This is a genomic window from Asticcacaulis sp. AND118, assembly GCF_020535245.1.
In the GTDB taxonomy this organism is placed as follows: domain Bacteria; phylum Pseudomonadota; class Alphaproteobacteria; order Caulobacterales; family Caulobacteraceae; genus Asticcacaulis.
The window spans coordinates 1,874,793-1,899,622 of sequence record NZ_CP084910.1 but is presented as its reverse complement, the minus strand read 5'-3'; the positions used below and the strand labels follow the sequence as shown (position 1 = coordinate 1,899,622).

Here is a 24,830-nt window from a genome sequence, read left to right as displayed (position 1 = left end):
GTGGGCACCGGTTTTTGGATATACATGAGGCGTTGAAATAACTCATGTTCGGGTGGTTTCAGAAAAAGGCGAAACCGCTCCGTCTTCTCGCTCAGAGCGAAGAAGACGTCGTACCGCTGAGCGCCTTCCTGCAGGACGCGGCCTTGCGCGGCGAAGACGTGCGTTACGACCAGCGCGCCCGCGCCCTGACCCTGCGTTTCAACCGCTTCTGTCACGAGCACCGCAGTCGCACGCCGCTGCGCGCCCCCTGCGCCTTGCAGATCGGGTCGATCATCGGCCTGCATTCGCGCGGTTTTGACGTGCATCGTCCGCCGCAGGGCATGACCATACTGCATCTGGCCGTCGAACCGCTCGACGCCCCGGCCTGCCACCTCTATCTGCGCTTTGCCGGCAAGACCGCCGCCGAATTGAAAATTGAGGTCGAGGCGGTGGATCTGCTGCTCATGGACCTCGCCGCGCCCCATCGCGCCCGCTCGACCCCCAGCCATCCGGTGTAATCATGAAACTGGCACGCATCGACATCGATCCCGACAGCCTGGCCTCGCCGTCTCCGGAGGTGGAGCACGAGCGGCAGGTCGCCATGTTCGACCTGATCGAAAAGAACAGTTTCCAGCCCGAAGGCGGCACAGCGACCAAGTACGAGTTGCGTCTGGCCTATGAGGACGGGCGGCTGGTCTTCGACGTGACGGGCGAAGGCTATGCCAGGAAGTTCATGCTGTCCTTCACGCCGCTCAAGCCGATCATGAAGGACTACGCCATGATCTGCGAAAGCTATTACGAGGCGCTGAAGAACGCCACGGTGGGGCAGATCGAGTCGATCGACATGGGGCGTCGCGGCATCCACAATGACGGCGCGGATGTGCTGACCGAGCGTCTGGCTGGCAAGATCGATATCGATCACGAAACCGCCCGCCGCCTGTTCACCCTGATCCATGCGCTTCATCTGCGCGGTTAAAAGCGCTTTCCGAAAAGTGGGACGCACTTTTCGGATAAAAAAGCGCGCCCGCTAAAAATTGCTCTGAAACAGGATCAATTGGCGTGTGGCGCAAAAGCCGCTTAACGCCTATTTCAACCGAAGTGAACGTTCGTTCATTTTGAGTTCATCAAGATGGCGGTTTTGCCGCAATCTCCTTCTAAATTGATGTTTTTCTTGTAAAAAGGCCCAGAAATGGCCCTTGAGGCGGCCCATTGCCGCCCCTTTACGGAGCGATTGTCTTCAGGTCGCTGGGGTATCAGTCCCAAAAAGACAAACCAGCGCAAAGAAAAGTGCGGTTCACGAAAATCGCACGGCACATGAAGATAGATAGGAGCTCACTATGAAGACCATGCTCATGGCTACCGCCGCTCTTGCCGCTGCCGCTTTCGGCGCGTCCTCGGCTTCCGCGCAGTCGCTGTCGCAGCCCGAAGTGTATGGCTCACTCGGTGCGACCGCTACGAACAATACGGAGTCCGACTCCAGCCTGAATTCGATGAACGCCCGTCTCGGCGCCAAGCTGACCCCGCATTTCGGCGTGGAAGGTGAACTGGCCGCGGGCACCAACGGCGACACGACGAATACCGGCCGTTACAAGCTGACCAACAAGAAGGCCGCCTATGCGGTGGGCTTTCTGCCGGTCTCGGAACGCGTGGACCTGATCGGTCGCGTGGGTGTGTCGGACACCAAGCTGAAGAACTACAACAACTCGCCGATCGCCGAAGACGGCACTGCCCTTGACGTGGGTGTCGGCGCGCAGATGAAGCTCAACGAATCCTACGCCATCCGCGGCGACTATACGCGCTCGGCCTTCAAGGACGACCGCGGTGACGCCGACAACGTGTCGGTCAGCGTTGTGCGCAAGTTCTAGGTTCAGAACCTGAACAAACGGGAAGGGCGGTATCCGTATGGGTGCCGCCTTTTTAATGGGCGCGCTTTAGCCCTTTCCTCTGAACCGGTTTGGGTATAAAGGGAGCGCCACCGATTTTCATGGGCGACATCGCGCGACGATTCGCCCTTTTCCCTTTCAATGTGGGGCCGAATGGCAAAAGAAGAACTGTTGGAGTTTGCGGGTACCGTTGTCGAGCTTCTGCCGAACGCGACGTTCCGCGTGACGCTGGAAGAGTCCGGCCATGAAATTATCGCGCACACGGCGGGCAAGATGCGCAAGAACCGCATCCGCGTGCTGGCGGGCGACCGTATCATGGTTGAGATGACGCCCTACGACCTGACCAAGGGCCGCATCACTTACCGGTTCAAGTAAGGGCGCGCGTGACTGCGCCCCTTATTCTGGCCAGCGCCAGTCCCCGCCGCGTGGACCTGCTGGCCCAGATCGGCCTGAAGCCCGATCGTATCCTGCCTTCCGATATCGATGAGACGCCGTTCAAGGCCGAGACGCCCCGCGAGCTGGCCGGGCGGCTTTCGCGCGCCAAGGCGGAGGCTGTCGCGGCTCTGGTCGACGCGCCCGCCTATATTCTGGCCGCCGATACGGTGGTCGGCGTCGGCCGCCGCATCCTGCCCAAGGCCGAAACCGATGCCGAGGTGCGCGCCTGTCTGGAACTGATGTCCGGGCGTAGCCACCGCGTCTATACGGGCGTCGCGCTGTATTCGCCCAGGGGCCTGTCGTCGCGCGTGGTCGAAACCCGCCTGCAATTCAAACGCCTCAGTGCCGAAGAGATCGACGCTTATATCGCTTCAGGCGAAGGGCTGGGCAAGGCCGGCGGCTACGGCATTCAGGGCCGGGCCGGGGCCTTCGTCATCCATCTGAACGGCTCCTTTCCCTCGGTTGTCGGTTTGCCGACCTATGAGACGGCGCAGTTGCTGCGTGGCGCGGGCTATATCGGTTGAGGCTCTACAGCGAACAGCGCTTCGGTCTGGTCCGCGCCTGCGTGGCGCGCGACGGCCAGCCGCTGCTCTATGCCGAAGGCTATGCGCTTGATCCGTCCCTGACCCTGTGGGGCACGCGCTCCGTAGCGCGACTGAGCGCCAAGTCCGGGCGCATCGGCTTCCTCAAACTGGCTGACGGTCAGGAGGCCATGACCGACCTCAGCGATCCGGACGCCATCAACGAAGGCGCAGCGCTGGAGATCGAAATCGCCGCGGAGGCCCGCGCGGACAAGCTGCCGCGCGCGCGCCTGATCGGGATGGCCGACGGCCCGCTGCGTCGTCTGTCCGGGCCTCTGCCGCTGATCGAACGCCTCAAGTCGCAGGCCCGCCGCCTGATCGATCCGCAGGCCGTATTCGAAGCCGCCGAAGATCCCGACGCGCTCGACATCGCGGAAGCGCAGGCCATCCATCCCAGCTTCGATCTGCCCGGCGGCGGTTATCTGTCGATTGAGCCGACGCGCGCCCTGATCGCTTGCGACATCGATATGGGCGGGGCGGGCGAGGGGATGATCCACACGCCGCGTCAGGCCGCCAAGCGCCTCAATGAGGTGGCGGTTGCGGAGGTGGCCCGCCGCGTGCGCCTGTCCAATCTGGCCGGGCTGGTGGTGGTCGATCTGATCGGCAACAAGCACAATGGCGAGAAACTGACCGGGCTGGTGCGCGACGCCTTTCTCGCCGAAAGTCCTGCCATAGCCTGCGGACCCATCACGCGCTTCGGGATCCTCGAATTCAGCCGCCCCTGGGGCGCACGACCGCACGGTGAAGACACGCCGCTGAAGGCCGCAAGGCGGCTTCTGTGGCGGGCCGTGGCCGAGGCGCGCTCCGATGCGGGCGGGCGACTGAAACTGCGCGCGCCGGGGCCGGTAGCCGATCTGGTGCGTCAGTGCCTGAAGGACAGTCTCGATCCCCTGACGCCGCGTCTGAGCGTTGAGACGGCCTCCGTCACCGAGGTTGTTCCGGTCCGCTAACTTGCCTATATGACCGGCATGACCGAACGTAAATGCGCCTATTGCCGCCAGACCTATCAGGTCGCCGATCAGACCCTTCCCAATGCGGCGAAGGACTATTCCCCCTTTTGCTCAAAGCGCTGCGCGGACGCCGACCTGATGCACTGGCTGAAAGGCGAATATGTCATCGGCGGGACCGGCGCGCTGGCCGCCGAAGCCGTTGAAGAGGGCGAGGATAGACCGGGTTCTGACTTATCCTCACCTTTTGACGACGAAGACGCGGTTTGAGCGGGTTTTTTGCGAATTTCTGGCTTTGCGCGCTTGCCAAGCCGGAAACCCTCGCTTATTAGAGCGGCCTCCCGGCGCGGCGCACCAAGGTCGTTCCGATGTAATGAGTGCCTGGATAGCTCAGTTGGTAGAGCAGCGGATTGAAAATCCGCGTGTCGCTGGTTCGATTCCGGCTCCAGGCACCATATCGCCTTTTTGCGGCGAGCGCCGCGTTGAAAAAATCATTAAAAATTGATAGTTTAGGGCTTCATTGAGGTCCGCCGATGTTCGACCAATTCCGCCCGCATCCGGGTGATTTGGCGGTATTTGGGGGCTCGCGACGTACCTCAGAAAGCGAGGCCCCCAAAAATGTCACTTTCAGACGCCGCAATCCGTTCTGCCAAAAAGCAAAAGCACCGGATACAAACTCTTCGTTCACAATCATAAAAGCGCCTTTTTCCGGAATATGTGGGATTTTTTTGCAGCGCGGACACTTCATATATTGACCAAAAAATCAAATACGATATTGTCAGACAAATAAAAATACGCCTTTGAGTGTTAACTTGAAGATGACTGAAACCCAGGAGGAGTCGATGTCGATTACCAAGCGCGAGTTGTTCGCAAGTGCCACAGTGCTCGGTGTCGCCTCCCGTTTGCCAGCCGAAGCCGCAGACCTCGCCCAACCTGGTTTTGACAAGATTTCGGAAGGGACGTTCAAGCCCGACTGGAAATCGCTTCAGGACAACTATCAGGCGCCTGACTGGTTTCGCGACGCCAAGTTCGGCATCTGGGCGCACTGGGGACCACAGTGCGTGCCGGAAGCCGGGGATTGGTACGCCCGCAACATGTATATGCAGGGCAGCGGTGCCTACACTCACTTCGTCAAGACCTATGGTCATCCCGCCGATACGGGCTTTATCGACCTTCTGCCGAAATGGACGGCCGAAAACTGGAATCCCGACGATCTCCTGGACCTCTATACCAAGGCCGGCGCTAAGTATTTCATGGCGATGGCCAACCATCACGACAACTTCGACATGTATGCGTCAAGGTTCCACGACTGGAATTCGACACGTATCGGCCCCAAGAAAGATATCATCGGCATATGGGAAAAAGCCGTTCGCAAGCGCGGTCTGCGCTTTGGCGTCTCCAATCACTCCGCCCATGCCTGGCACTGGTTCCAGACAGCCTATGGTTATGATGCCGAAGGTCCGCGCAAAGGCGAGCGCTACGATGCTTACAAACTCAGTGCCGTCGATGGAAAGGGCAAGTGGTGGGAAGGGCTCGATCCTAAATCGTTCTATGGCGACCCGGTTATGGCCTTGCCGAATGGCTTCGACACTATCACCGCCGCCCATGCCTGGCATGAGTTGAACGATCGGGTGTGGGACGAAAAGCCGCCCCTCAACAATCCGGCCTTCACCCGCCAGTGGTTTTTGCGCTGCAAGGATCTGATCGATAGCTACAAACCCGATATGGTCTATTTCGACAATTTCGATCTCCCGCTGGGGCAGGTCGGTCTCGATATAACCGCCCACTTCTACAACGCTTCGGCGCAATGGAACAAAGGCAAGGTCGAAGGTGTGGTGAACATCAAACCGCATGGCCCGTTCAACGGGGGCGTTGTGGTGGATGTGGAGCGTGGCTCAAAATCCGAAATCGACGAGCGGCCCTGGCAAACCTGTACCTGCATCGGGCAGTGGCACTACAACCGCCGCCTCTACACTGAAAAGAAATACCTTCCGGCCGCCGATGTCATCCACCGCCTGTGCGATATCATCTCCAAGAACGGCAACCTACTGCTCAGTGTTCCGCTTCGTGCCGATGGCTCGATCGACTCCGAAGAGCGCCGTATTGTTGAAGAAATCGCCGGCTGGATGTCTCGATTTGGCGACGCGATCTATGGGACGCGGCCCTGGCGGATATTCGGTGAAGGCCCCACACAGGTCGGAACCGGCATGTTCGGCGAACGCGATCAGAAATCTTTCACCAGCGAGGATATCCGCTTCACGACCAAGGCGAAGGCGCTCTACGCTATCCCGCTGGGTCGACCCGCAGGATCGGTAACGATCAAGTCGCTGAATAAACGCGAACAAGGCCGCGTCAAGCGCGTCGAGGTGGTCGGCAGCCGAGATCCGTTGACCTTCCGCCAGAGCCCTGCGGGACTAGTTATCGATGTGCCCCCCAGCGCCAGCCATGACTTCGGCCTGGCTTTCAAAATCTTCGGCGTGCTCTGACCTCTATCACAAGGCATCTGACGCATCTGTTTTGCCCCGATGTATTTGTGACCTGCCGAAATTACTGGTATGGACCACGGATGCAAAACGAATCCTCAGACTTTGAAATCAAGTTTTACCCGCGCGGCCCGAAGAGCACCGAATGGAAGATATGGCCCAAGGCCGGTGGGGTGGCTGTGGCCTCCGGCGTTGGCGAAAGCTGGATATTGGCCGAATGTGCCGCCAAAAAAGCTCTGGAGCGTTTAGCGGCGAAGAACCGCCCGTAGGCGGCGTTTCGGCCTTTTACGGCGTAAGCTCTTGCGTCTAAAGGGCGGCGTCCGCTTTTGGATTGAAAGTCCAACGCGGTACGTTATCGATGACGTCCCTGACCTTTTTATCCAGCGTGTTGAGGTCGTAGGGCTTGGGCAGCAGCGCGATGCGGGCGGCGTCCGCCTGGGGCTGGAACCCCTCCGGATACCCTGTCGTCAGCAGGATCGGCAGGGCTGGTCGCCGTTTGCGCACCTCCATCGCCAGATCGACGCCGTTGAGTCCGCCCGGCATCATGATGTCTGAAAACAGCAGCGTCAGCGGTCGATCATTGGCCAGGGCCCCCAGCGCCGCGGCGGGGCTTTCGACACAAAGGGCGTCGAAGCCTAGCGTTTCCAGCATCTCAGAGACGAAGGTGGCGACATTCTTGTCGTCCTCAACCACCAGAACGGTGCCGCGCGACGCCGCATTCTCACCTGGGGGTGCGGCCTTGGGGGTTGCGCGGGCAGGCGTTTCGGTGGAGCGGGGCAGGCGCATCGCCACGCGGGTGCCCACGTCCGGCTGCGACTCGATATGGATATGACCGCCCGACTGGGTGGCGAAACCGTAGGCCTGAGCGAGGCCGAGACCTGAACCGGCCCCGATGTCCTTGGTGGTGAAGAAGGGTTCGAAGACACGGGCGCGCACCGCGTCCGACATGCCGGTGCCCGTATCGGAAACCGACACCTCGACCATGTCCTCTCCACTGTTGCACGCCTCTATGGTGATGATGCCGCCGTTCGGCATGGCGTCGCGCGCATTGACGCACAGATTGATCAGCACCAGTTCGAACTCGGACGAATCGACATGGACGGGCCACAGGTCCGGCGGGAAATCGCTTTCGATGCGTATGTCGCCGCGTAACGCCCGGCCCAGCAGTTCGCTCATGCCGTCCATCGTCCGGGCGATGTCGGTGGGCGAGGGGCGCAGTTCGCGGCGGCGTGAGAAGGACAGCATCTGCCGCGTCAGCGAAGCGCCCCGATCCGCCGCGTCGTGCATGTTGTCGAGAATTTTCTGCCGTCGGGCGTCATCCGTCACGCGCGGCAGAAGGTTGAGGCCGCCCGTTATGACCATCAGCAGATTGTTGAAATCGTGGGCCACGCCGCTGGTCAACTGGCCCACGGCCTCGATCTTCTGGCTCTGACGCTGGTTTTCGTCGGCTTCCTTTTCGGAGGTGATGTCCTGAGCCGCGCCGAACCATTCCTGCACCTGACCGTGCTCGTCGAAAAGCGGCACGGCGCGCGACCGTGTCCAGCCCAGCGACCCGTCGGCCCGCACGACGCGGTGGCTGAATTCGAAAACCCGCTGGTCGCGCAAGGCCGCCTGAACCTCGCGCCACACGGCGTCGCGGTCCTCCGCATAGACATATTCGATCAGCCAGTCGGGATTGGCCTGTGTGGTCGGATTGAGAAAGCGCGAACTGCTTAGCTGGCGCAATTCGGACCAGTCGGCATTCATGCTGTAGATGGCGTCCGACGTGGCTTCGGCCAACGCCGTCAACTTGGTCTGGCGGTTACGGTGCTCGATCACCTTCCTGGTGGTCTCGACGACGATATCGAGCAGGCCGTCGATGCCGCCCGCCTCATTATGGACGGGCGAATAGCAGAAGGTGAAATAGGCCTGCTCCATGCCGTCCGTGCCGCGCTGCACCTGCAGGGGGTAGTCTTCGATGAAGACCGATTCACCCTGGAATATGCGTTCCGTCATAGGCTGAAGAAGGTGCCACGACTCGGCCCATATTTCGCGCATGGGCCGGCCCAGCGCGTCCGGCTTGCCGCCCAGAAGCCGGCGATAGCCGTCATTATAGATATGCAGCAGGTCCGCGCCCCAGAACAGGCACTGCGGAAATTTCGACGCGAGAAGGGTGTTGACGGTCGATTTGAGCAGGGCCGGCCACTGGTCGAGAGGCCCCAGGGGCGTATTGGACCAATCGTGCGCGCGGATACGAGCCGCCATGGCGCTGTCACCGAAAATATGGCTCCCCGGACCGGGTGAGCCGGGATGTTCCGTCGCCATGTCGAACCGTCTTTTCTTTACGCCTGCAGAGCGTTAACGGGTGACACGTTCGCGCGTAAAAAATCTATCGGCAAGGTGAATGCATGCCCCTTAGCGGCGAGCGGCCCTTAGCTGCCGCCCGGCAAGGAACAGGCCGGGCAGGACGCCGATAACCGACAAAAACACGGGCAGGGCCGGTAAGGCGAGCAGCGGCGACAGGATCGGCGTCAGGAAGACACCGCCCACCGTGACGGCGCCGGCGACACCGGCATAGACGGTCATCTGGGTGCGGAAGCGGCGGCGCTCCACGGCTTCGAGCACGCGCAGCTCAAACGCCGGGTCGCGCGCCGGCCCGGACAAATGCATGGGTGAGCGGGCGAACATGTCTTTCAATGTATCGGTCATGGCTCTACTCCCAGAAGCTGGCACAGGCGGGCGCGTCCGCGCTGAATATGCGATTTTACCGTGCCGAGGGGAAGCCCCAGAATTTCCGCGGCTTCGGCGTGGCTGTAGTCTTCGGCCACGCACAGCGAAATGACCGCCCGCATATCGAGCGGCAGGGCGGCCATGGCCTTGTCGAGGCTGAGGCGGGTTTCGTGCGAAGGCGTTTCCTCGGTCGTCCGCAGCGACAGCCACGCGCCGTCACGATTTTCGGCGCGGCGCACCCGCCGGCGGTCGTTCTGCGCCTTGCGCCACGCGATGCCGCAGACGAAGGTGCGGAACGACACGCCGGGTTTCAGCCGGTCGAGACGCGCCCACGCCGTCACAAACGCCTCCTGCGCCAGATCGTCGGCATCGGCCGGCGTAGTGGCGAGGCGGCGCAGGAACTGCCGCACCGCCTGCTGATGCTCGGCCACCAGCGCCGCGAAGGCCGCTTCCGATCCGTCGCGCGCCCGCTCGCTGCGGGTCCGGTTCACGCTCAGCCTTTCCGCGTCAGCTTGATGATCAGCATGATGAGCGAGATGACGGCGGCCGGGGCGAAGCCCAGACCCAGGGCGATATAGACCTCGCTGTCCTGCTTCCAGCCCACATAGCCAAAAGCCAGGGCGAAGGCGGAAAAGACGCAGACCATGGACACCAGGTTGCCGTTCGCACCTTGCCCCTTGCAACCTGTATCGTCGGGGCCGTTGAGGCCTTCGAACAGGGCCGGGGGCGGTTCCTTGCCCTGTTCCAGATAGTGGCGGATCAGGCCGATGCGGTCCTGCCGCGCCTTGTGGCCCATATACATGCCGTAGAGCCCCATTCCCATGCCGAAGAGGGGGAAGATCAGCCACCAGTAATGGGCGAAGAGCGTTTCCATGGTTCAGTCTCCTGTCAGTCCATAGTCATATGCGAGAGGGCCCGGAGATGGAGTATGTCGGCGAAAGCGATGATCAGGCCGAAGGCGGCGGCAAGCCAATCGTTCATGACCGTCTCCCCTAAAAGGCTTCCCTGAGAAGCGTCCTTGCCTATTGATGTCCGCCGCGCCACCGATCGGATGCAGCCGCTTCAAAATTTCGTGTGAAGGGGCGGCGCGGGTGTGGATTCCTTTGCAAATCCTCAATCGCTACCGACGCTGGTAATCTTTCATTATCCATAGTTCGGCCATAAAGAGACGAGAAAAACAGACGCTACGGAGACACCCATGCGCGCCTTCAAGCTTGTTTCGGCCCTTGTCCTGCCGGCGCTGACCGCGGTCGGCCTGACGGCGTGCACGGTGACGCCGCAGACTCCGAAATACCCGATCTATATGGAGCAGCGTCCGGCAACCCCGGCGACGCAGCCCGCCCCGATGGATACCGCTCCTGCGCAGGCCGAAGAACACACCGGTGTGCAGCCGCTCGGCTCGAAGGGGGCGATTACCACCAGCGAATTGCCGCCGCCTCCACCCCCGCCGCCGCCCGCCAATACGGTGGCGACAAAACCGACGACGCCTGCGGCCACCCCCGCGGCGACCCTGCCGGTGCGCGACAGCAAGGCCGGATTCGTTTACACGCTTCAGGCCAAGGATACGCTGTTCGGCGTGTCGCGCCGCTTCGGCGTCTCCGTTCAGACCCTGTATCAGATGAACGGCCTGACCTCGGCCTCGGTCACCCGTATCGGCCAGAAGATCCTCCTGCCCGAAACGGCGAAGGACAAGGGCGTCGAAACCTATGCTGCCGGTCCCGCGCCGGAGCGCGTCAAGGCTGTGGTGGCGCAAGCCGATGCGCCCAAGCCCGCGGTCACTCAACCGGTCGCGACCCAACCCGCCGCGCCTAAGCCGGTCGTCGCCGCACCCACCGCCGCCAAGCCGACGGTGATGACGCCCTCTGCGACCCCGGCTCCGGCCCCGGTAAAACCGGTCGAAACCGTCAAGGCGCTTCCGGCCGATACGGCGGGCATTGTCAAGCTGGGTAAGGGCCGTTTCGTCTGGCCGTACAAGGGCAATGTGCTGGTCCGTTACGGCCAACTGGCGCCGAACGTGCGCAATGACGGCATCAATATCGGCGGGCCGGAAGGCGCGGATGTCGTGGCCGCCGATGAAGGCACGGTCGTCTATGTCGGCGATCAGGTAAAGGAGCTGGGCAGCACGGTCTATATCAAGCACGCCGACGGCTTTTATACCGGCTATTCGCACCTCGGTAAGGTCAATGTGAAGGCCAACCAGAAGATCGAGCAGGGCCAGACCATCGGCACGCTGGGCAAGACCGGCGCGGTGGACCGTCCGCAACTGCACTTCGAGATCCGCTATACGCCGTCCTCGGAAATCGCCAAGCCCTTCGATCCGATCCTCGTGCTACCGTAAGGTCCATACGGCTGCGCGGCAAAGCCTTGCACGTATAAGGAAGGCGTAAAAAGCGCATTGACCTTTTAATCTGTGTGCCTATGTATGGCGCAACCTCATTCCATGCCTGCCGTCCGGCGGGCCTCAACGGAGACCCCGGTCTTGGATACTGCCGCTCTTATTCAGCTTCTGCCCTTCGTGGCGATCTTCGTCCTGATGTACTTCCTCATCATCCGCCCGCAGCAAAAGCGCGCCAAGGAGCATCAGAACCAGCTCAACGCCATGAAGCGCAACGATACGGTCGTCCTGTCGAACGGCATGATCGGCAAGATCACTCGCGTCGAGGAGACCCAGGTGATGGTTGAAATCGCTTCGGGCGTGAACGTGCCGGTGGTCAAGTCGATGGTCGCCGAAGTCCGCGCCAAGGGCGAGCCGGCTCCGGCCAACGACAAGGCGGCCTGAGCGCCTTTAGTCCCTAAGGGCCTGTCTGATCCGTCAGACAGGCTTTTTGTGTTTATAACTAAGCCCCTCCGACACTCTTTTTCGGAGCACAAGGGTCGTAACGATCATGATGCAACTGTCCCGCTGGAAAATCACGCTGGTGACCCTCGTCACCCTGATGGGCGTGTGGTTTTCCCTGCCGAACCTCCTGCCGAAGTCCACTCTCGACCAGTACGGCTTCCTGCCGAAAAACGGTCTGAATCTCGGCCTCGACCTTCAGGGCGGTTCGCACCTGCTGCTGGAAGTGGATACCGAGGCTCTGGCGCGGGACAAGATCAAGAACCTGACCGAAGAGGTGCGCGATCGTCTGCGCAGCGGCGGCATCGCCTTCGGCGGCCTCAGCGCTCAGGGCGATGTGGTCCGTGTGCGCATCAACGAAGCCGCGCGCGTCGACGCCGCGGTGACGGCCCTGACTCCGCTGTCCAATCCGCTGATCAACAACCCTTCGGCGCGTGACGTCAATATCACCAGGGAAGACGATCAGGTCATCTTCCTGACCTACACCCGCGAAGGCAAGGCCGCCGCCTCGACGGCCGCGGTGGACGCCTCGATCGAAACCGTGCGCCGCCGCGTCGACAATCTCGGCACGCGCGAACCGACCATCGTGCGTCAGGGCCTCAACCGCATCGTGGTTCAGGCCCCCGGCGAAAGCGATCCGGAACAGCTCAAGCGCGTTATCGGCACCACGGCCAAGCTGACCTTCCAGATGGTCGACGACAGCGCTTCGCAATCGGACATCGCCGCCGGGCGCGTGCCGCCGGGCTCGGAAATGCTGCCGACCGCCGACCCGAACCTGCCGCCCTATATGGTGGTCAAGAAGCGCGTCATCGTGTCGGGTGAAAACCTGACCAAGGCCTCGGTCGACACCGATCAGAACAACCGACCGGCCATCGGCTTCCGCTTCGACGGCGAGGGCGCGCGCAAGTTCGGCGACGCCACGGCCCAGAATGTCGGCCGTCCCTTCGCCATCATCCTCGACGGCAAGATCGTTTCGGCCCCGCGCATCAACGGCCCCATTCCGGGCGGTTCGGGTCAGATCACCGGCAACTTCACCGTTCAGGAAGCGTCGGAACTGGTCAACGTCCTCAATGGCGGTGCTCTGAGCGCGCCGCTGAATATCGAAGAGCAGCGCGTCGTTTCGGCCGAACTGGGCGCCGACTCGGTCAATAAGGGCCTGTTCTCGACCGTCATCGCCTTCGTCTCGGTGCTGATCTTCATGGTCCTGGCCTATGGCTGGCTGTTCGGCGGCATCTCGATCGTGGCGCTGGTCGTCAACCTGATCCTGATCATCGGCGGCATGTCGGTGACGCAGGCGACCTTGACCCTTCCGGGTATCGCCGGTCTGATCCTGACCTTGGCCGTGGCCGTCGACGCCAACGTGCTGATCTATGAGCGCATGCGCGACGAAGTGCGCGCCGGCCGCAACGTTATCGGCGCGCTGGATTCGGGCTTCCAGAAGGCCATGGAGACCATTATCGACGCCAACCTGACCTCGCTCGGCGCGGCGGCGATCATGTTCTTCTTCGGCGCGGGCCCTGTGCGCGGTTTCGCCTGGACCCTGTCGCTGGGTGTGATCACCTCGGTCTTCTCCGCCGTTCTGGTCACGCAACTGCTGCTGGCCTGGTGGTATCAGGCGCGCCGCCCCAAGACCCTGCCGATCCAGTCGGCGGACGGCAAGGGCTCGTGGCCGCTGATCAAGGTTCTGCCGCAGAAGACCAATTTCAACTTCGTCCGTTTCTCGAAGCTGGCGGGTATCCTCTCTGCCGTGTTGTGCGCCGGGTCGCTGTTCATGACGGTATGGCCGCTGACGCCGCCGTGCGGCGGTCTGAACTGCGGCGTCGATTTCAAGGGCGGCACCATCCTCGAAGTGTCGAGCCAGAGCCGCATCAGCGAAGACGACGTGCGCGAGCATCTGAACAAGCTGGACCTGCACGACCTTCAGGTGCAGGGCGCGGGCACGAAGGGGCAGGATGCGCTCATCCGCTTCGAGACGCCTACGGGTAACACTGAGGCGGTTATCGCCAAGGTGCAGTCCACTCTTAAGGCCGATATTCCCGACGCGACGTTCAAGCCGGCGACCGTCGTCGGTCCGAAGGTGTCGGGCGAACTGTTCACCGGTGGTATTCTAGCGCTGGTCTTCGCCATCGGCCTGATGATGGTCTATATCTGGTTCCGTTTCGAATGGCAGTTCGGCCTCGGCGCCGTGGTCGGTCTGGCGCACGACGTCATCCTGACCTTCGGCCTGTTCGCCGTCTTCCGTCTGGAGTTCACCCTGACGGCGGTCGCGGCCATCCTGACGATCATCGGGTACTCAATGAACGACACCGTCGTCGTGTTCGACCGTATCCGCGAGAACCTGCGCAAGTATAAAAAGCTGCCGCTGAAGGATGTGATCGATCTGTCGATCAACGAAACCCTGTCGCGGACGATCATTACCGGCGTCACCGCGGTCATGGCGCTCACCGGTCTGGCCGTTCTGGGCGGGGAAGCGCTGTTCTCCTTCTCGGTGGCGCTGATCTTCGGTATCGTCATCGGCACCTATTCGTCGATCTACGTCGCCGCGCCGGCCATCCTCATCTGGGGCGTCAATCGCAACCAGACCGAGGCCGAAGTCGTCGATGTCGGCGGCTTCAAGGGCAAGAATGCGCCGCAGCCGTAAGTTTATTCTCCTCCCTGTCGCATAGCGATGGGGAGGGGACCATTCGAGTGCAGCGATGAATGGTGGAGGGGGATAGCTCTGATTGAGGCATCCCCCTCCGTCTTTTGAAGCTTCGCTTCAAAATCCACCTCCCCATCGCTGCGCGACAGGGAGGAGAGAAGATCAATGACCGAAGACGAAACCGAAACCGTGCCGCGTGACGAGGTTGTGCGCTTAGCCGCGCAGTTCATCGAGGATGCGCAGACGCGGGCGGACGTGCTGGCCCTGCTGGCCTTTGCCGAGGTGCTGCGCGACGTGCCGGCCCGCGTGTCGGAGCCGCTGCTGGGCGATATCCGCTATACGTGGTGGATCGAGGCGCTGGAGGAGATCCGCGACCGGCGCAAGGTGCGCTACCACCCGCTGAGCGCGGCGCTGGAAGCGGTGGCGGGACGTCACGCCATCGATATACAGGCTCTGATCGACGCCACCGAAGCGCACCGCGTGCAACTGGATGGCCGGATGCCGCTGCGCGACGCGCTGGGCGTGGCCGACAAGGGGCAGGCGGCGGTGATCGCGCAGGCGGCGAAGGTGCTGTCGCCGGAGGCCGATGCGTCAGCCTTGCTCGCCCCGGCGCGGTTTCAGGCGCTGGCGGCGCTAAAGGTGGCCGGACGGCTGAAAATCGCGGAAGCCGGCATGGACGAAGGCCGCCATCTGTTCCGTGAAGCACGGCAAGAGATGAAACGCGTGCCGCCAGCCTTGTTGCCGCTGGTCCTGCCGGCGGCCGTGGCCGGCGACCTGTGGCAGGGCCGCATGCGCGGCGCTTTGTCGTTGCGGCTCAAACTGCTGTGGGCCTTTATAACAGGTCGGATTTAGCCGATCCCGAACAGCGGCTTCTTTTTCGGCGGTTCCACGACAACGGGCAAGGTCTGAACCGGGTACTGCGGATAGGCCTTCCAGCCCTTGGCCACCATGGCCTCGAAACCCGCGCATTGCGGCAGGGTCATCATCACGCCGGTCTTCGGCTTGGCGAAGGGGGCGGGGAAGCGCGCATTGGGTTCGGCGGGATTGACGAATACCCAGTCCGACGCCAGCGCATAGCCGCGCTCGCCGCCCTGACGCACGGCATTATAGGCGATGCGCGCCTCGATCTCGCTGACGCCCCACTTGCGCATGGCGCGATAGAAGATGTCGTCGGCTTCCTGACGCTTGCCCGGCTCGCCGATGGCGTAGAGCCAGTCGTGGACGATGGCGGCGCGGATGGTCGGGCCGTTGGTGTTGACAGCGAACTGCCCGAACCACGGCACCGAAGCAAAGTCGGTGCGGAACCATTTCGGCACCACCACCACCTTGCCCGTCACCTTGTCGCAGTAAGGGAACTCGTCATTGAGCGTATAGAGCTTGCGCCCTTCCTTCTGCACGTCGAACAGCAGCACGGGCTGCGGCGACAGCGAAGAGGGGATGACGACCGGCGGCGGCGTGACCACGGGCGGCGTCTCGGTGGACGCACAACCGGCCAATGCGATGACGGATACGGCAAGAAGGGACTTGAGGGCTTTCATCACACACACACATTTCAGGCGGCGCTCAGGCGGAGACTGCCTCTGTTTTTAACCATGTCTCGATATCGCGCAAGGCCCTGAGGCTCATCAGGCGTTTCTTGGCGCGGGTGCGATCCTTGGTCGGAATCTTCTTGCCGTCGTCGTCGACCTTCGGGGCCTCCATCGGCGGCAGCAGACCGTAATTGATGTTCATCGGTTGGAAAGAAGATTTTTCATCGGTGAGATGTCCGCCGGTGATGTGCCCGATCAGCGCGCCCAGAGCCGTTGTCGGCGGCGGCGGGGGCAGGGTCTCGCCCCTGGCTTCGGCGGCGGCGAACCGCCCGGCCAGCAGGCCCATGGCAGCGCTCTCGACATAGCCTTCGACGCCGGTGATCTGACCCGCGAAACGCAGCGAGCGCTCGCCGATCAGACGTTTGAGGCGCAGGTCCGCCCCCAGCACCTTGGGCGACTGGATGAAGGTGTTGCGATGCAGCCCGCCCAGACGCGCGAACTGCGCGTCCTGCAGGCCGGGGATCATGCGGAAGACCTCGGCCTGCGCGCCGTGCTTCAGCTTGGTCTGGAAGCCGACCAGATTGTACAGTGTCCCCAGAGCATTATCCTGACGCAGTTGCACGATGGCGTGCGGCTTGACGGTCGGGTTGTTGGGATCGGTCAGGCCGACCGGCTTCATCGGGCCGAAGCGCAGGGTCTCGCGGCCGCGCTCGGCCATCACTTCGATCGGCAGGCAGCCGTCGAAATAGGGGACGTGCTCCCATGCCTTGAAATCGGCCTTGGGACCGCTCAGCAGGGCGTCGACAAAGGCCTCGTACTGGTCCCTGGTCATGGGACAGTTGATATAGGCCGCCGCGTCGCCGCCGGGGCCTTCCTTGTCGTAGCGCGACTGACGCCAGGCGATCGACATGTCGATGGAGTCGGCATGGACGATGGGGGCGATGGCGTCGAAGAAGCTTAAATGTCCTTCGCCGGTCAGTTCCAGAATGACATCGGACAGGGATTCCGAGGTCAGCGGGCCGGTGGCGCAGATGATATTGGCCCAGTCGGTGTCCTTTAGCGAAGTGATTTCCTCGCGCCGGATGGTCACCAGCGGATGCGCTTCCAGCGCGGCGGTGACCGCCTGCGAAAAGCCGTCGCGATCGACAGCCAGCGCGCCGCCGGCGGGCACCTGATGCTTGTCGGCGCAGGCCATGATCAGCGAGTTGCCGCGGCGCATCTCGGCGTGCAGCAGACCGACGGCGTTGAATTCCCAGTCGTCGGAACGGAAGGAATTGGAGCAGACCAGTTCGGCGAGGCCGTCGGTCTGGTGCGCGTCGGTCATTTTGACTTTGGGTTGCCCTACCGCTTCGCCGCTTGAGGGCTCGCCACGCATCTCGTGGATGATGGCGGGAACGCCGGCCTGAGCCAGTTGCCAGGCGGCTTCGGAACCGGCGAGTCCGCCGCCGATAATGTGTACGGGTTGGATTGTCATGCGGCTCATATAATTAGATCGTATGGCGATGTCACGGCCCGGATGAAAAACGCCGGCGGTTTCGCCTTTGCCCTTTTAAAGGGAAAGGATTTGTTTAACAGTACGCCCCGCCTAGGGTTAACGCCGCAGGCTTTTGGGGCAGTTGGGGATTATCGGGATATGAGTTTCGGCACGGCCTTTCATCTGATCGGTGCGCTGAAGGCGGCGGGGCAGGCCCTGCCGCTTATGTGGCGCAGGGCCGGGCTGGTTCTGGCCGCCTTGTTTGTTATCCTGCTGCTGGGGCACCTGCCGTTTCTCGATATGTGGGTGCGTCGCCTGTTGATCGTGCTGGGGGTCATCGCCCATACGGCGGCGGCGGGCGCGCTGTACCGGCTGGTTCTGTTCGGTGAGCGCTACGCGGCGTCCGAAGGATTGGGTTTTGGCGGGTTGCAGTTCGGCAGGCCCGAGCGCCGTCTGCTGGCCGCCAGCGCGCTGGTCCTGCTGTTCTGGAGCATGGTCTTCGTGACCGGCGCGGTGGTGCTGGCCCTGTTCATGGGGGCGGCGGGCCTGCCGGAAGACAGCTTCCGCACGCCGCACGCCCTGCTGATGACCCTGATCAATGGACCGCAGCCGCAGGGCGTCGTGGTGGCGCTGGCTATATTCGCCGTCCTGCTGATCCTGACCATTCTGACGGTGAAGCTGTGGCTGCACCGCGCCGCCACGGTGGCCGAACATCGTGTGGTGTCGCTCAATGCGCTGAACCTGTCTTCGGGGCAGACGGTCAAGCTGTTCCTCGGCTACGCCTATATCCTGCTGCCCTTCATTTTCCTCAGCACGCTCATGCCGTCGCTGGCCGTCGTGGCGGGGATGCCTTTGGGAGGCGTGATCAATCTGGCGCTGGGCGTCGTTGTCTTCATGCCGCTCGGCATTGCTTTTTTGGCCTCGGCCTATAGGCAAATCAGCGCACTTCGCGCTAAGGGATAGATTGTTTTCGCTCCCCGGTTTTTTGCATGGCTTCGTCCGTCGATTTCGCCTTTGAAGGCTTCCGCATCATCCGTGAGCGGCCCATCCTGATCCTGTGGTGGGGGATGGTGCTGCTGGTGGCGCTGATCCTGTCGACCGCCTTGCTGATGTCCGTGGCCGGGCCGGAATGGAACGCGCTTATTCAGGGGCAGTTGCCGAACGACCCCGAAAAGGCCGGTGAGATGGTCGTGCGTCTGGGGCCGGCCTATCTGCTGGCCCTGATGGTCACGCTGGTCTTTTCCGCCATCATCACCTGCGCCATCTACCGGGCGGTTCTCGGCGGACACTCGCCGCGTTTCGGCTTCCTGCGTCTGGGGGTTGACGAGGTGCGTCAGGTGGCGCTGTCCTTCGTGCTGGCTCTGGTCATCATCGTGGTGACGCTGCTGAGCGCGGTCGCTCTGGCCATTCTTGGCGGGCTGCTGTCCCTGCTGGCCGGCGCCTTGTCGCAGGCCATTGTGCCCGTGATCGGCGCGCTGACGGCCGTGGCGGCCATGGGATTCAACATCTGGCTGATGGTGCGCCTGTCCATGGTCAGCGTGCAGAGCTTCGATGAAGGGCACTTCAATCTGACGGGTTCGATCCGCCTGACTCAGGGCCGCTTCTGGTCGCTGCTGGGAGGCTTTGTCGTGGCGTTTCTGATGGCGGTGGTGGTCAGTATGCTGGCCCAGACCGTGTACATGGCGCTGGCCGTGCTGGTTACCGGTCACGATGTCACGACGGTCGATCAGGTGCCGCGCCCGGACGTGTCGCAACTGGCCAACATTGTCGAGCCGCTGACCGGGGTCTATCTGGCCGTCAATGGCGTCATCGCGCCGCTGACCACGGCCATCATGATCGGTGCGGTCGCAGCGGCCTATCAGATGCTGAAAAACACGACGAAGGCTTAGCCCCCGACAATGTGCAGAATGTCGCGATCCTGCGGTGGCTGGATCGGACGGGCGTTCGGTCCGGTCAGGCGCTGATAGGCGTCCACCTGCTCCGGTGAAATCGACAGGGGCGAGGCATAGACCATCCATGTCACTTTTTCTGTGCATGGCGGCGTGGTGAGCGAGCCCGAATAGGCATAGAATTCTTCGGTCGCCGGCATCAGGTCGCGGGCATTGACCAGCAGGTCGGGGATGAGAGCGGCCGGGCCCGGATCGGTCGGCAGCCATGTCCAGATGGGGGCCAGCATGGGGTCGGCCACGCCGACATCCGACAGAACACCGATAACCAGCAGATTGCCCTTGTCATTCTTGTGGACGAAATGGGTTTCGATAGCCGCGCGGTGACCGTTGATCGTATGTTCGGACGGGGTGTGGAAGTGGAACTGCACCAGCTTATAACGCACACCATCCATCACCACGCCGCCGCCATCGGTCGGTGACACCTGAATGACATGCCCCAGATTCTGGATCTTGGCCGGGGATGAGGTGTAGTCCAGCGTCAGATTGACGGCCTTGGGCGCCGCGATGCCACTGAGATTGATCGGTGACTGACGCGGACCGCTCTTGCACAGCTTGTTCTCGGTGCCCAGATCGCCCCAATGGGTCGGGCCGTCATCCCCCTCATAGCTCCAGTGCGTGACGTCGCCCGCCGCGCCTTGACCGCCGCCGCCATGGCCGTCGTCACCGTGGGGCTCGCCATGCCCTGCGCCCTCGGCAGCGTGCGCTTCGCCGGGCTCGGCCTTCTTGCCGCAGCCGGACAGGCCGGCGCTCATCAGCGCGAAGGCGGCAACCGTAAGAAGCAGAACTGGGCGGCGCATGGAGGGAATCCGAATCTGGGCAGTGATTGTCCAGATTGATGCCCGAATAGGGTTAACGCGGGGTTCATGTTTCCAACTCTCCTCCCTGTCGCTTAAGCGATGGGGAGGAGAGATTACGCTTTCCGCGCCTTGTGACGCGCCAGAATGTCCTTGAGATACTTGCCGGTCCACGACTTCGGATTTTCGGCGACCTTTTCCGGCGTGCCGAAGGCCACGATTTCACCGCCGCCGTCGCCGCCTTCCGGGCCGAAGTCGAGCAGCCAGTCTGCCGTCTTGATGACGTCGAGATTGTGCTCGATGACCACGACCGTATTGCCGTGATCGGTCAGTTCGTGCAGCACTTCCAGCAGTTTGCGCGTGTCCTCGAAATGCAGACCGGTGGTCGGTTCGTCGAGAATATACAAGGTCTTTCCCGTGGCGCGCTTGGACAGTTCCTTCGACAGCTTGACGCGCTGCGCCTCGCCGCCCGACAGCGTCGTCGCCTGCTGACCGATCTTGATATAGCCCAGGCCCACGCGCTTGAGCGTCTCCAGCTTGTCGCGGATGGTTGGCACGGCCTTGAAGGCCTCGGCGCCTTCTTCGACCGTCATGTCGAGCACGTCGGCGATAGAATGGCCCTTGAACGAGATTTCCAGCGTTTCGCGGTTATAGCGCTTGCCCTTGCACACGTCGCAGGTGACGTAGACATCGGGCAGGAAGTGCATTTCGATCTTGATCAGGCCGTCGCCGGTGCAGGCTTCGCAGCGCCCGCCCTTGACGTTGAAAGAGAAGCGCCCCGGCCCGTAGCCGCGGGCCTTCGATTCCGGCAGGCCGGCGTACCAGTCGCGGATCGGCCCGAAGGCCCCGGTATAGGTGGCGGGGTTCGAGCGCGGGGTGCGCCCGATGGGCGACTGATCGATCTCGACCACCTTGTCGAAAAACTCCAGCCCCTCGATCTTGTCGTGAACGGCGGCATTGGCCGAGGCGTTGTTCAGCCGCCGCGCCGCCGCCTTGTGCAGGGTTTCCAGCGTGAAGGTCGATTTGCCGCCGCCGGAGACGCCGGTGATGCAGGTCATGACGCCGACCGGGATTTCGCCGGTGACGTTCTTGAGGTTGTTGCCGCGCGCGCCGATGACCTTGAGCATCTTCTTTTTATTGATCGGGCGGCGCTCCTCGTCCGTGTCCCTGGAGAAGAAGAGGGGGATTTCGCGCTTGCCGGTCAGGTACTGGCCCGTCAGCGAGTCGGGATTGTTCTTGACCTGCTCAGGCGTGCCCTCGGCCACGACCTGACCGCCGTGGACGCCGGCGGCGGGGCCCATGTCGATGACGTAGTCGGCGGTGAGGATGGCGTCTTCGTCGTGTTCGACCACCAGCACCGAGTTGCCGAGATCGCGCAATCCTTTCAGGCTTTCGAGCAGGCGGTCGTTGTCCCGCTGGTGCAGGCCGATCGACGGCTCATCGAGCACGTAGAGCACACCGGTCAGGCCCGAACCGATCTGCGAGGCCAGACGGATGCGCTGGCTTTCGCCGCCCGACAGCGTGCCTGAATTGCGCGAGAGGTTGAGATAGTCGAGGCCCACCGCATTGAGGAAGTTCAGGCGGTCGAGGATCTCTTTCAGGATGCGACGGGCGATGTCCATCTGCTTTTCCGTCAGATGGTTTTGCAGATCGGCGAACCAGTCGTGCGCCTTTCTGATCGACAGGCCGGAGATTTCGGCGATATCCTTGGCGTGGACCTTCACGGCCAGGGCTTCGGGCTTGAGACGCTTGCCGCCGCAGGCCTCGCACGGGGTTTCGGCCTGATAGCGGCCGAGGTCTTCGCGCACCCACGAGGAGTCGGTTTCGCGGTAGCGGCGTTCCATGTTCGGAATGACGCCCTCGAACGGCTTGGTCACGTCGTAGCGGCGCGTGCCGTCCTGATAGACGAACTTGATCTTTTCCGAGCCGGACCCCAGCAGGATGACGTCCTGAGCTTCGGGCGTCAGGGCGCGCCATTTGGTGTCCATTTTGAAGCCGTAATGGGCCGATAGGGCTTCGAGCGTTTGCCCGTAGAGCGGCGAGGGGCCTTTGGACCACGGCGCGATGGCCCCGTCCTTGAGGCTGACGCCTTCGTCCGGCACGATCAGCGAACGGTCGAAGGTCAGCTTGACGCCCAGACCGTCGCAGGTCGGGCAGGCGCCGAACGGATTGTTGAACGAGAACAGGCGCGGCTCGATCTCGGCAATGGTGAAGCCGGAGACGGGGCAGGCGAACTTTTCCGAGAAGATGATGCGCTTCGGCTCGGTCTCGCCCTCGGCAATATCGGCGAACTCGGCGATGGCCAGACCGTCGGCGAGGCGAAGCGCGGTCTCAAGCGAGTCGGCCAGACGCTGCATCAGCCCGCCCTTCACGACCACACGGTCCACGACGACGTCGATATCGTGCTTGTACTTCTTGTCGAGCTTGGGAGCCTCTTCGATGGCGTAGTACTGGCCGTCGATCTTCAGGCGCTGGAAGCCCTGACGCTGAAGGTCGGCGATCTCCTTCTTGTATTCGCCCTTGCGGCCGCGCACGAAGGGGGCCAGCAACAGCAGACGCGTCCCTTCGGGCAGGGCCATGATCTTGTCGACCATCTGCGAGATGGTCTGGCTCTCGATGGGCAGGCCGGTGGCGGGCGAATAGGGCACGCCGGTGCGCGCCCACAGAAGGCGCATATAGTCGTGGATTTCGGTCACCGTGCCGACGGTCGAGCGCGGGTTCTTCGAGGTCGTCTTCTGCTCGATGGAGATGGCCGGCGACAGACCTTCGATCAGATCGACGTCGGGCTTCGACATCAGTTCAAGGAATTGCCGCGCATAGGCCGACAAGCTTTCGACGTAACGGCGCTGACCCTCGGCATAGATGGTGTCGAAGGCGAGCGACGACTTGCCCGACCCCGACAGACCGGTCAGCACGACCAGCTTGCCGCGCGGAATATCGACGTCGACGCCCTTGAGGTTATGCTCGCGCGCGCCGCGCACCTTGATGAAGCCCTGCATCAGGTTGGAGCTGCTCATCAGCATATCCTTGTCGTGTCCGCTATCGGCCATTACGCACATCCATCGGGGAGGGGGCAGTCGCCGTCATATAGGTATAATGGCGGCGTCGAAAAAGTGTCAGCAGACACCTGCCTCATTTGAATGAGGCGTGCAAGAACGTTTTGCGAACGCTTTTGTAAAATTTGTGTCCACGGCGAACCATATAAAGGCCGGATTGTTTGTCTCATTCTGCGGGAGAAGGGGACGACATGGCGCAGCGCGACATCCAGGGGCGGCAGATTGGCCAATGGCGGCAGACGGGGATCGTGGTGCTGATCGTTGCCGGCGCGCATCTGGCGCTGGGTCTGCTGTTCCTCATTTCGCGCAAGGTCCGCGAGACGCCGGCGGTCCTGCCCGCGGCGGAGGTATGGCTGGTGCCGCAAAGGGCCGTCAGGACGCAGGCGGTGCGAAGCGAGGCCGCGCAGGCGGCGAACGCACCGGCTTATCGCCGGTCATCGGCGGCGGCCAAACCCTCCGATGTGGTGCCTGTCGTGGTCGAAGGTAACGCCCTTTCCGCCCGATCCCACGATATGGCCGAACGGGAAAGGCTGGGGGCGGTTTTGCGTCACGGTCAGGATTGCCGCAAGGCGATGATGAGCGGAGCGCCCTTGCCGCCGGACTGTCCGGAGCGCGGCCTGCGGCAGACCGGTCCGGTGCCGGTCAAGCCCGGCGCGCAACCCTACTGGGACCAACAGGTGGCGGCCAATGAGAAGGCGCGACGCTACAGGACCGACCCCGGCAGTACGGAATACTGGCAGCGCGTCAACCGCAGCCGATCCGACCCGCAACGTTACACGCCGCAGGAGTGAGTCAGGCTTTGAAGCCGTAGTTGAGCGATTGCGGGTTGCGGTCGCTGATGGCCGCGCCGGGACCGTAGGTCAGGCTGGGCTTGCGCGTTTCGTTGAGCGAGTCGGCGACGGCCTTCATCAGCCCTTCGGAGATGGCCTTGGCGGCTTCGACGGCGCGGGCATGGCGTTCCGAGATAGTCACAAAGGCTTCGGTGGCGCGGCGCAGGCTGTCCTTGTGGGCGTTGCTGAGGCCTTTCAGGCGCGACGGATCGGCCTTGAGGCGGGCGCTTTCCTGACGATACAGGGCCGACAGGCTGCGCGTCTCCTCGACCGATTCGCGGATGTCGAGCGGACGATGAGCCTCCAGCGCCTCGGTCTCGCCGGTCAGGCGCTCGGTCAGGCGCTCGGTCAGGATGAGAAGCTGAGCGGCGTAGTCGTTGGCGTCGCGGGCGGAAATGCTCATGCTTGCGCCTCCTGTAGGGCGAGAAGTTGTTTCTGGACCTGATCGGAAATGCCGATGCCGCCAGATTTTACCACCTGACCGGCCAGAGCGTCGAGATAAAAGGAGCGGAAGGCTTCCTCGCCTTCGCCGCCGCCGAACATGCCGTCGGTCTCAAGACCCTCGAACATGGGTTTGAGCATCTGAGACATGACCATGTGCTCGAATTCGTCGCCGATTTTTTTCGGGTCGCCCTTTGTCGCCCTGTTGATCGAGGCGGCATCGAGATTGAGCGATACGGCGGGTTTGCTGAGCGTGTCCATCG

At 62.5% G+C, this 24,830-nt stretch carries 26 protein-coding genes and 1 tRNA gene; 17 read left to right on the top strand and 10 right to left on the bottom strand.

Features of this window, described 5'->3' with window-relative positions; translation table 11 throughout:
* Nucleotides 1–44: 44 nt before the first annotated feature.
* The 10 genes from LH365_RS09160 to LH365_RS09115 all read left to right on the top strand — a co-directional run bounded on the left by LH365_RS09160 (nt 45) and on the right by LH365_RS09115 (nt 6,577).
* Nucleotides 45–497 carry a DUF2948 family protein gene (locus tag LH365_RS09160; RefSeq protein WP_226743338.1) on the top strand — a complete coding sequence of 151 codons (453 nt, stop codon included), beginning with the start codon at nt 45–47 and terminating at the stop codon, nt 495–497.
* Between the two features lie 2 nt (nt 498–499).
* Nucleotides 500–955 (top strand): UPF0262 family protein, encoded by a 456-nt coding sequence (locus LH365_RS09155; RefSeq protein ID WP_226743337.1) that lies wholly within the window; start codon nt 500–502, stop codon nt 953–955.
* Nucleotides 956–1,316: 361 nt separating this feature from the next.
* Entirely contained in the window at nt 1,317–1,844 is a 528-nt protein-coding gene (locus LH365_RS09150; protein WP_226743336.1) for a porin family protein, read from the top strand.
* Between the two features lie 171 nt (nt 1,845–2,015).
* Nucleotides 2,016–2,237: a translation initiation factor IF-1 gene (gene infA / locus LH365_RS09145; protein WP_226743335.1), complete on the top strand. Its 222-nt coding sequence runs from the start codon at nt 2,016–2,018 to the stop codon at nt 2,235–2,237.
* A gap of 8 nt (nt 2,238–2,245) precedes the next feature.
* Complete coding sequence (locus tag LH365_RS09140) at nt 2,246–2,821, top strand: nucleoside triphosphate pyrophosphatase (RefSeq protein ID WP_226743334.1); 576 nt, start codon at nt 2,246–2,248, stop codon at nt 2,819–2,821.
* Nucleotides 2,818–3,828, top strand: coding sequence for a ribonuclease E/G (locus LH365_RS09135; protein ID WP_226743333.1), 1,011 nt, complete (start codon nt 2,818–2,820; stop codon nt 3,826–3,828). Before LH365_RS09140 ends, LH365_RS09135 begins: the two co-directional genes overlap by 4 nt.
* Nucleotides 3,829–3,846: 18 nt before the next feature.
* Complete coding sequence (locus LH365_RS09130; protein ID WP_107871829.1) at nt 3,847–4,095, top strand: DNA gyrase inhibitor YacG; 249 nt, start codon at nt 3,847–3,849, stop codon at nt 4,093–4,095.
* Nucleotides 4,096–4,204: 109 nt separating this feature from the next.
* Nucleotides 4,205–4,280, top strand: a tRNA-Phe gene (locus tag LH365_RS09125).
* Nucleotides 4,281–4,667: 387 nt separating this feature from the next.
* Nucleotides 4,668–6,311 (top strand): alpha-L-fucosidase, encoded by a 1,644-nt coding sequence (locus tag LH365_RS09120; protein ID WP_226743332.1) that lies wholly within the window; start codon nt 4,668–4,670, stop codon nt 6,309–6,311.
* Nucleotides 6,312–6,391: 80 nt separating this feature from the next.
* On the top strand, nt 6,392–6,577 hold the full coding sequence (locus tag LH365_RS09115; RefSeq protein ID WP_226743331.1) for a hypothetical protein: 186 nt from the start codon (nt 6,392–6,394) through the stop codon (nt 6,575–6,577).
* Nucleotides 6,578–6,614: 37 nt separating this feature from the next.
* Here the strand turns inward: LH365_RS09115 and LH365_RS09110 are convergent, their stop codons facing one another.
* From LH365_RS09110 to LH365_RS09095, 4 genes are all read right to left on the bottom strand, one after another.
* The gene (locus LH365_RS09110) at nt 6,615–8,612 is read right to left on the bottom strand and encodes a PAS domain-containing sensor histidine kinase (protein WP_226743330.1); all 1,998 of its coding nucleotides are present in this window, start codon (nt 8,610–8,612) and stop codon (nt 6,615–6,617) included.
* Between the two features lie 90 nt (nt 8,613–8,702).
* Entirely contained in the window at nt 8,703–8,996 is a 294-nt protein-coding gene (locus tag LH365_RS09105) for a hypothetical protein (RefSeq protein WP_226743329.1), read from the bottom strand.
* Complete coding sequence (locus tag LH365_RS09100; RefSeq protein ID WP_226743328.1) at nt 8,993–9,508, bottom strand: RNA polymerase sigma factor; 516 nt, start codon at nt 9,506–9,508, stop codon at nt 8,993–8,995. The genes LH365_RS09105 and LH365_RS09100 overlap by 4 nt, the downstream gene beginning before the upstream one ends.
* Nucleotides 9,509–9,510: 2 nt before the next feature.
* Complete coding sequence (locus LH365_RS09095) at nt 9,511–9,891, bottom strand: hypothetical protein (protein ID WP_226743327.1); 381 nt, start codon at nt 9,889–9,891, stop codon at nt 9,511–9,513.
* 324 nt (nt 9,892–10,215) lie between these two features.
* Between LH365_RS09095 and LH365_RS09090 the strand changes: the two genes are divergently transcribed.
* The 4 genes from LH365_RS09090 to LH365_RS09075 all read left to right on the top strand — a co-directional run bounded on the left by LH365_RS09090 (nt 10,216) and on the right by LH365_RS09075 (nt 15,346).
* Entirely contained in the window at nt 10,216–11,355 is a 1,140-nt protein-coding gene (locus LH365_RS09090; protein WP_226743326.1) for a M23 family metallopeptidase, read from the top strand.
* A 102-nt stretch (nt 11,356–11,457) separates the two neighbouring features.
* Nucleotides 11,458–11,796 (top strand): preprotein translocase subunit YajC, encoded by a 339-nt coding sequence (yajC, locus tag LH365_RS09085; protein WP_370639750.1) that lies wholly within the window; start codon nt 11,458–11,460, stop codon nt 11,794–11,796.
* Nucleotides 11,797–11,902: 106 nt separating this feature from the next.
* Nucleotides 11,903–14,494 (top strand): protein translocase subunit SecD, encoded by a 2,592-nt coding sequence (gene secD, locus LH365_RS09080; RefSeq protein WP_226743325.1) that lies wholly within the window; start codon nt 11,903–11,905, stop codon nt 14,492–14,494.
* A gap of 165 nt (nt 14,495–14,659) precedes the next feature.
* Nucleotides 14,660–15,346, top strand: a complete 687-nt coding sequence (locus LH365_RS09075) for a squalene/phytoene synthase family protein (protein ID WP_226743324.1) — start codon at nt 14,660–14,662, stop codon at nt 15,344–15,346.
* Here LH365_RS09075 and LH365_RS09070 read toward each other — a convergent pair.
* Nucleotides 15,343–16,032, bottom strand: coding sequence for a DUF1353 domain-containing protein (locus tag LH365_RS09070; protein WP_226743323.1), 690 nt, complete (start codon nt 16,030–16,032; stop codon nt 15,343–15,345). The two genes, LH365_RS09075 and LH365_RS09070, sit on opposite strands and share 4 nt — an antisense overlap.
* Before the next feature lie 25 nt (nt 16,033–16,057).
* Nucleotides 16,058–17,506 (bottom strand): methylenetetrahydrofolate--tRNA-(uracil(54)-C(5))-methyltransferase (FADH(2)-oxidizing) TrmFO, encoded by a 1,449-nt coding sequence (trmFO, locus tag LH365_RS09065; RefSeq protein ID WP_226743322.1) that lies wholly within the window; start codon nt 17,504–17,506, stop codon nt 16,058–16,060.
* Nucleotides 17,507–17,656: 150 nt separating this feature from the next.
* Here trmFO and LH365_RS09060 point away from each other — a divergent pair, with 150 nt between their 5' ends.
* Both LH365_RS09060 and LH365_RS09055 read left to right on the top strand, forming a co-directional pair.
* Complete coding sequence (locus LH365_RS09060) at nt 17,657–18,460, top strand: hypothetical protein (RefSeq protein WP_226743321.1); 804 nt, start codon at nt 17,657–17,659, stop codon at nt 18,458–18,460.
* 26 nt (nt 18,461–18,486) lie between these two features.
* Entirely contained in the window at nt 18,487–19,386 is a 900-nt protein-coding gene (locus LH365_RS09055; protein WP_226743320.1) for a hypothetical protein, read from the top strand.
* On the opposite strand, the gene LH365_RS09050 is transcribed toward LH365_RS09055, so the two are convergent.
* Both LH365_RS09050 and uvrA read right to left on the bottom strand, forming a co-directional pair.
* Nucleotides 19,383–20,243 carry a carbonic anhydrase gene (locus LH365_RS09050; RefSeq protein WP_226743319.1) on the bottom strand — a complete coding sequence of 287 codons (861 nt, stop codon included), beginning with the start codon at nt 20,241–20,243 and terminating at the stop codon, nt 19,383–19,385. The two genes, LH365_RS09055 and LH365_RS09050, sit on opposite strands and share 4 nt — an antisense overlap.
* 113 nt (nt 20,244–20,356) lie before the next feature.
* Nucleotides 20,357–23,239: an excinuclease ABC subunit UvrA gene (uvrA, locus tag LH365_RS09045; RefSeq protein WP_226745470.1), complete on the bottom strand. Its 2,883-nt coding sequence runs from the start codon at nt 23,237–23,239 to the stop codon at nt 20,357–20,359.
* A gap of 248 nt (nt 23,240–23,487) precedes the next feature.
* On the opposite strand from uvrA, the gene LH365_RS09040 reads away from it, so the two are divergent.
* Entirely contained in the window at nt 23,488–24,087 is a 600-nt protein-coding gene (locus LH365_RS09040; protein WP_226743318.1) for a hypothetical protein, read from the top strand.
* Nucleotide 24,088: 1 nt separating this feature from the next.
* Here LH365_RS09040 and LH365_RS09035 read toward each other — a convergent pair whose 3' ends face one another.
* Nucleotides 24,089–24,529 (bottom strand): flagellar basal-body protein FlbY, encoded by a 441-nt coding sequence (locus tag LH365_RS09035; protein ID WP_226743317.1) that lies wholly within the window; start codon nt 24,527–24,529, stop codon nt 24,089–24,091.
* A complete protein-coding gene (locus LH365_RS09030; RefSeq protein WP_226743316.1) occupies nt 24,526–24,828 on the bottom strand; it encodes a rod-binding protein in 303 nt (100 codons plus the stop codon). The genes LH365_RS09035 and LH365_RS09030 overlap by 4 nt, the downstream gene beginning before the upstream one ends.
* Nucleotides 24,829–24,830: the final 2 nt, after the last annotated feature.

Excerpts from the sequence above, each read along its gene's own strand:
- LH365_RS09160 (WP_226743338.1), top strand. The coding sequence starts at position 45 with ATGTTCGGGTGGTTTCAGAAAAAGGCGAAACCGCTCCGTCTTCTCGCT.
- LH365_RS09155 (WP_226743337.1), top strand. The coding sequence starts at position 500 with ATGAAACTGGCACGCATCGACATCGATCCCGACAGCCTGGCCTCGCCG.
- LH365_RS09150 (WP_226743336.1), top strand. The coding sequence starts at position 1,317 with ATGAAGACCATGCTCATGGCTACCGCCGCTCTTGCCGCTGCCGCTTTC.
- infA (WP_226743335.1), top strand. The coding sequence starts at position 2,016 with ATGGCAAAAGAAGAACTGTTGGAGTTTGCGGGTACCGTTGTCGAGCTT.
- LH365_RS09130 (WP_107871829.1), top strand. The coding sequence starts at position 3,847 with ATGACCGAACGTAAATGCGCCTATTGCCGCCAGACCTATCAGGTCGCC.
- LH365_RS09120 (WP_226743332.1), top strand. The coding sequence starts at position 4,668 with ATGTCGATTACCAAGCGCGAGTTGTTCGCAAGTGCCACAGTGCTCGGT.
- LH365_RS09115 (WP_226743331.1), top strand. The coding sequence starts at position 6,392 with ATGCAAAACGAATCCTCAGACTTTGAAATCAAGTTTTACCCGCGCGGC.
- LH365_RS09110 (WP_226743330.1), bottom strand. The coding sequence starts at position 8,612 with ATGGCGACGGAACATCCCGGCTCACCCGGTCCGGGGAGCCATATTTTC.
- LH365_RS09105 (WP_226743329.1), bottom strand. The coding sequence starts at position 8,996 with ATGACCGATACATTGAAAGACATGTTCGCCCGCTCACCCATGCATTTG.
- LH365_RS09095 (WP_226743327.1), bottom strand. The coding sequence starts at position 9,891 with ATGGAAACGCTCTTCGCCCATTACTGGTGGCTGATCTTCCCCCTCTTC.
- LH365_RS09090 (WP_226743326.1), top strand. The coding sequence starts at position 10,216 with ATGCGCGCCTTCAAGCTTGTTTCGGCCCTTGTCCTGCCGGCGCTGACC.
- yajC (WP_370639750.1), top strand. The coding sequence starts at position 11,458 with ATGCCTGCCGTCCGGCGGGCCTCAACGGAGACCCCGGTCTTGGATACT.
- secD (WP_226743325.1), top strand. The coding sequence starts at position 11,903 with ATGATGCAACTGTCCCGCTGGAAAATCACGCTGGTGACCCTCGTCACC.
- LH365_RS09075 (WP_226743324.1), top strand. The coding sequence starts at position 14,660 with ATGACCGAAGACGAAACCGAAACCGTGCCGCGTGACGAGGTTGTGCGC.
- LH365_RS09070 (WP_226743323.1), bottom strand. The coding sequence starts at position 16,032 with ATGAAAGCCCTCAAGTCCCTTCTTGCCGTATCCGTCATCGCATTGGCC.
- trmFO (WP_226743322.1), bottom strand. The coding sequence starts at position 17,506 with ATGAGCCGCATGACAATCCAACCCGTACACATTATCGGCGGCGGACTC.
- LH365_RS09060 (WP_226743321.1), top strand. The coding sequence starts at position 17,657 with ATGAGTTTCGGCACGGCCTTTCATCTGATCGGTGCGCTGAAGGCGGCG.
- LH365_RS09055 (WP_226743320.1), top strand. The coding sequence starts at position 18,487 with ATGGCTTCGTCCGTCGATTTCGCCTTTGAAGGCTTCCGCATCATCCGT.
- LH365_RS09050 (WP_226743319.1), bottom strand. The coding sequence starts at position 20,243 with ATGCGCCGCCCAGTTCTGCTTCTTACGGTTGCCGCCTTCGCGCTGATG.
- uvrA (WP_226745470.1), bottom strand. The coding sequence starts at position 23,239 with ATGCAGGGCTTCATCAAGGTGCGCGGCGCGCGCGAGCATAACCTCAAG.
- LH365_RS09040 (WP_226743318.1), top strand. The coding sequence starts at position 23,488 with ATGGCGCAGCGCGACATCCAGGGGCGGCAGATTGGCCAATGGCGGCAG.
- LH365_RS09035 (WP_226743317.1), bottom strand. The coding sequence starts at position 24,529 with ATGAGCATTTCCGCCCGCGACGCCAACGACTACGCCGCTCAGCTTCTC.
- LH365_RS09030 (WP_226743316.1), bottom strand. The coding sequence starts at position 24,828 with ATGGACACGCTCAGCAAACCCGCCGTATCGCTCAATCTCGATGCCGCC.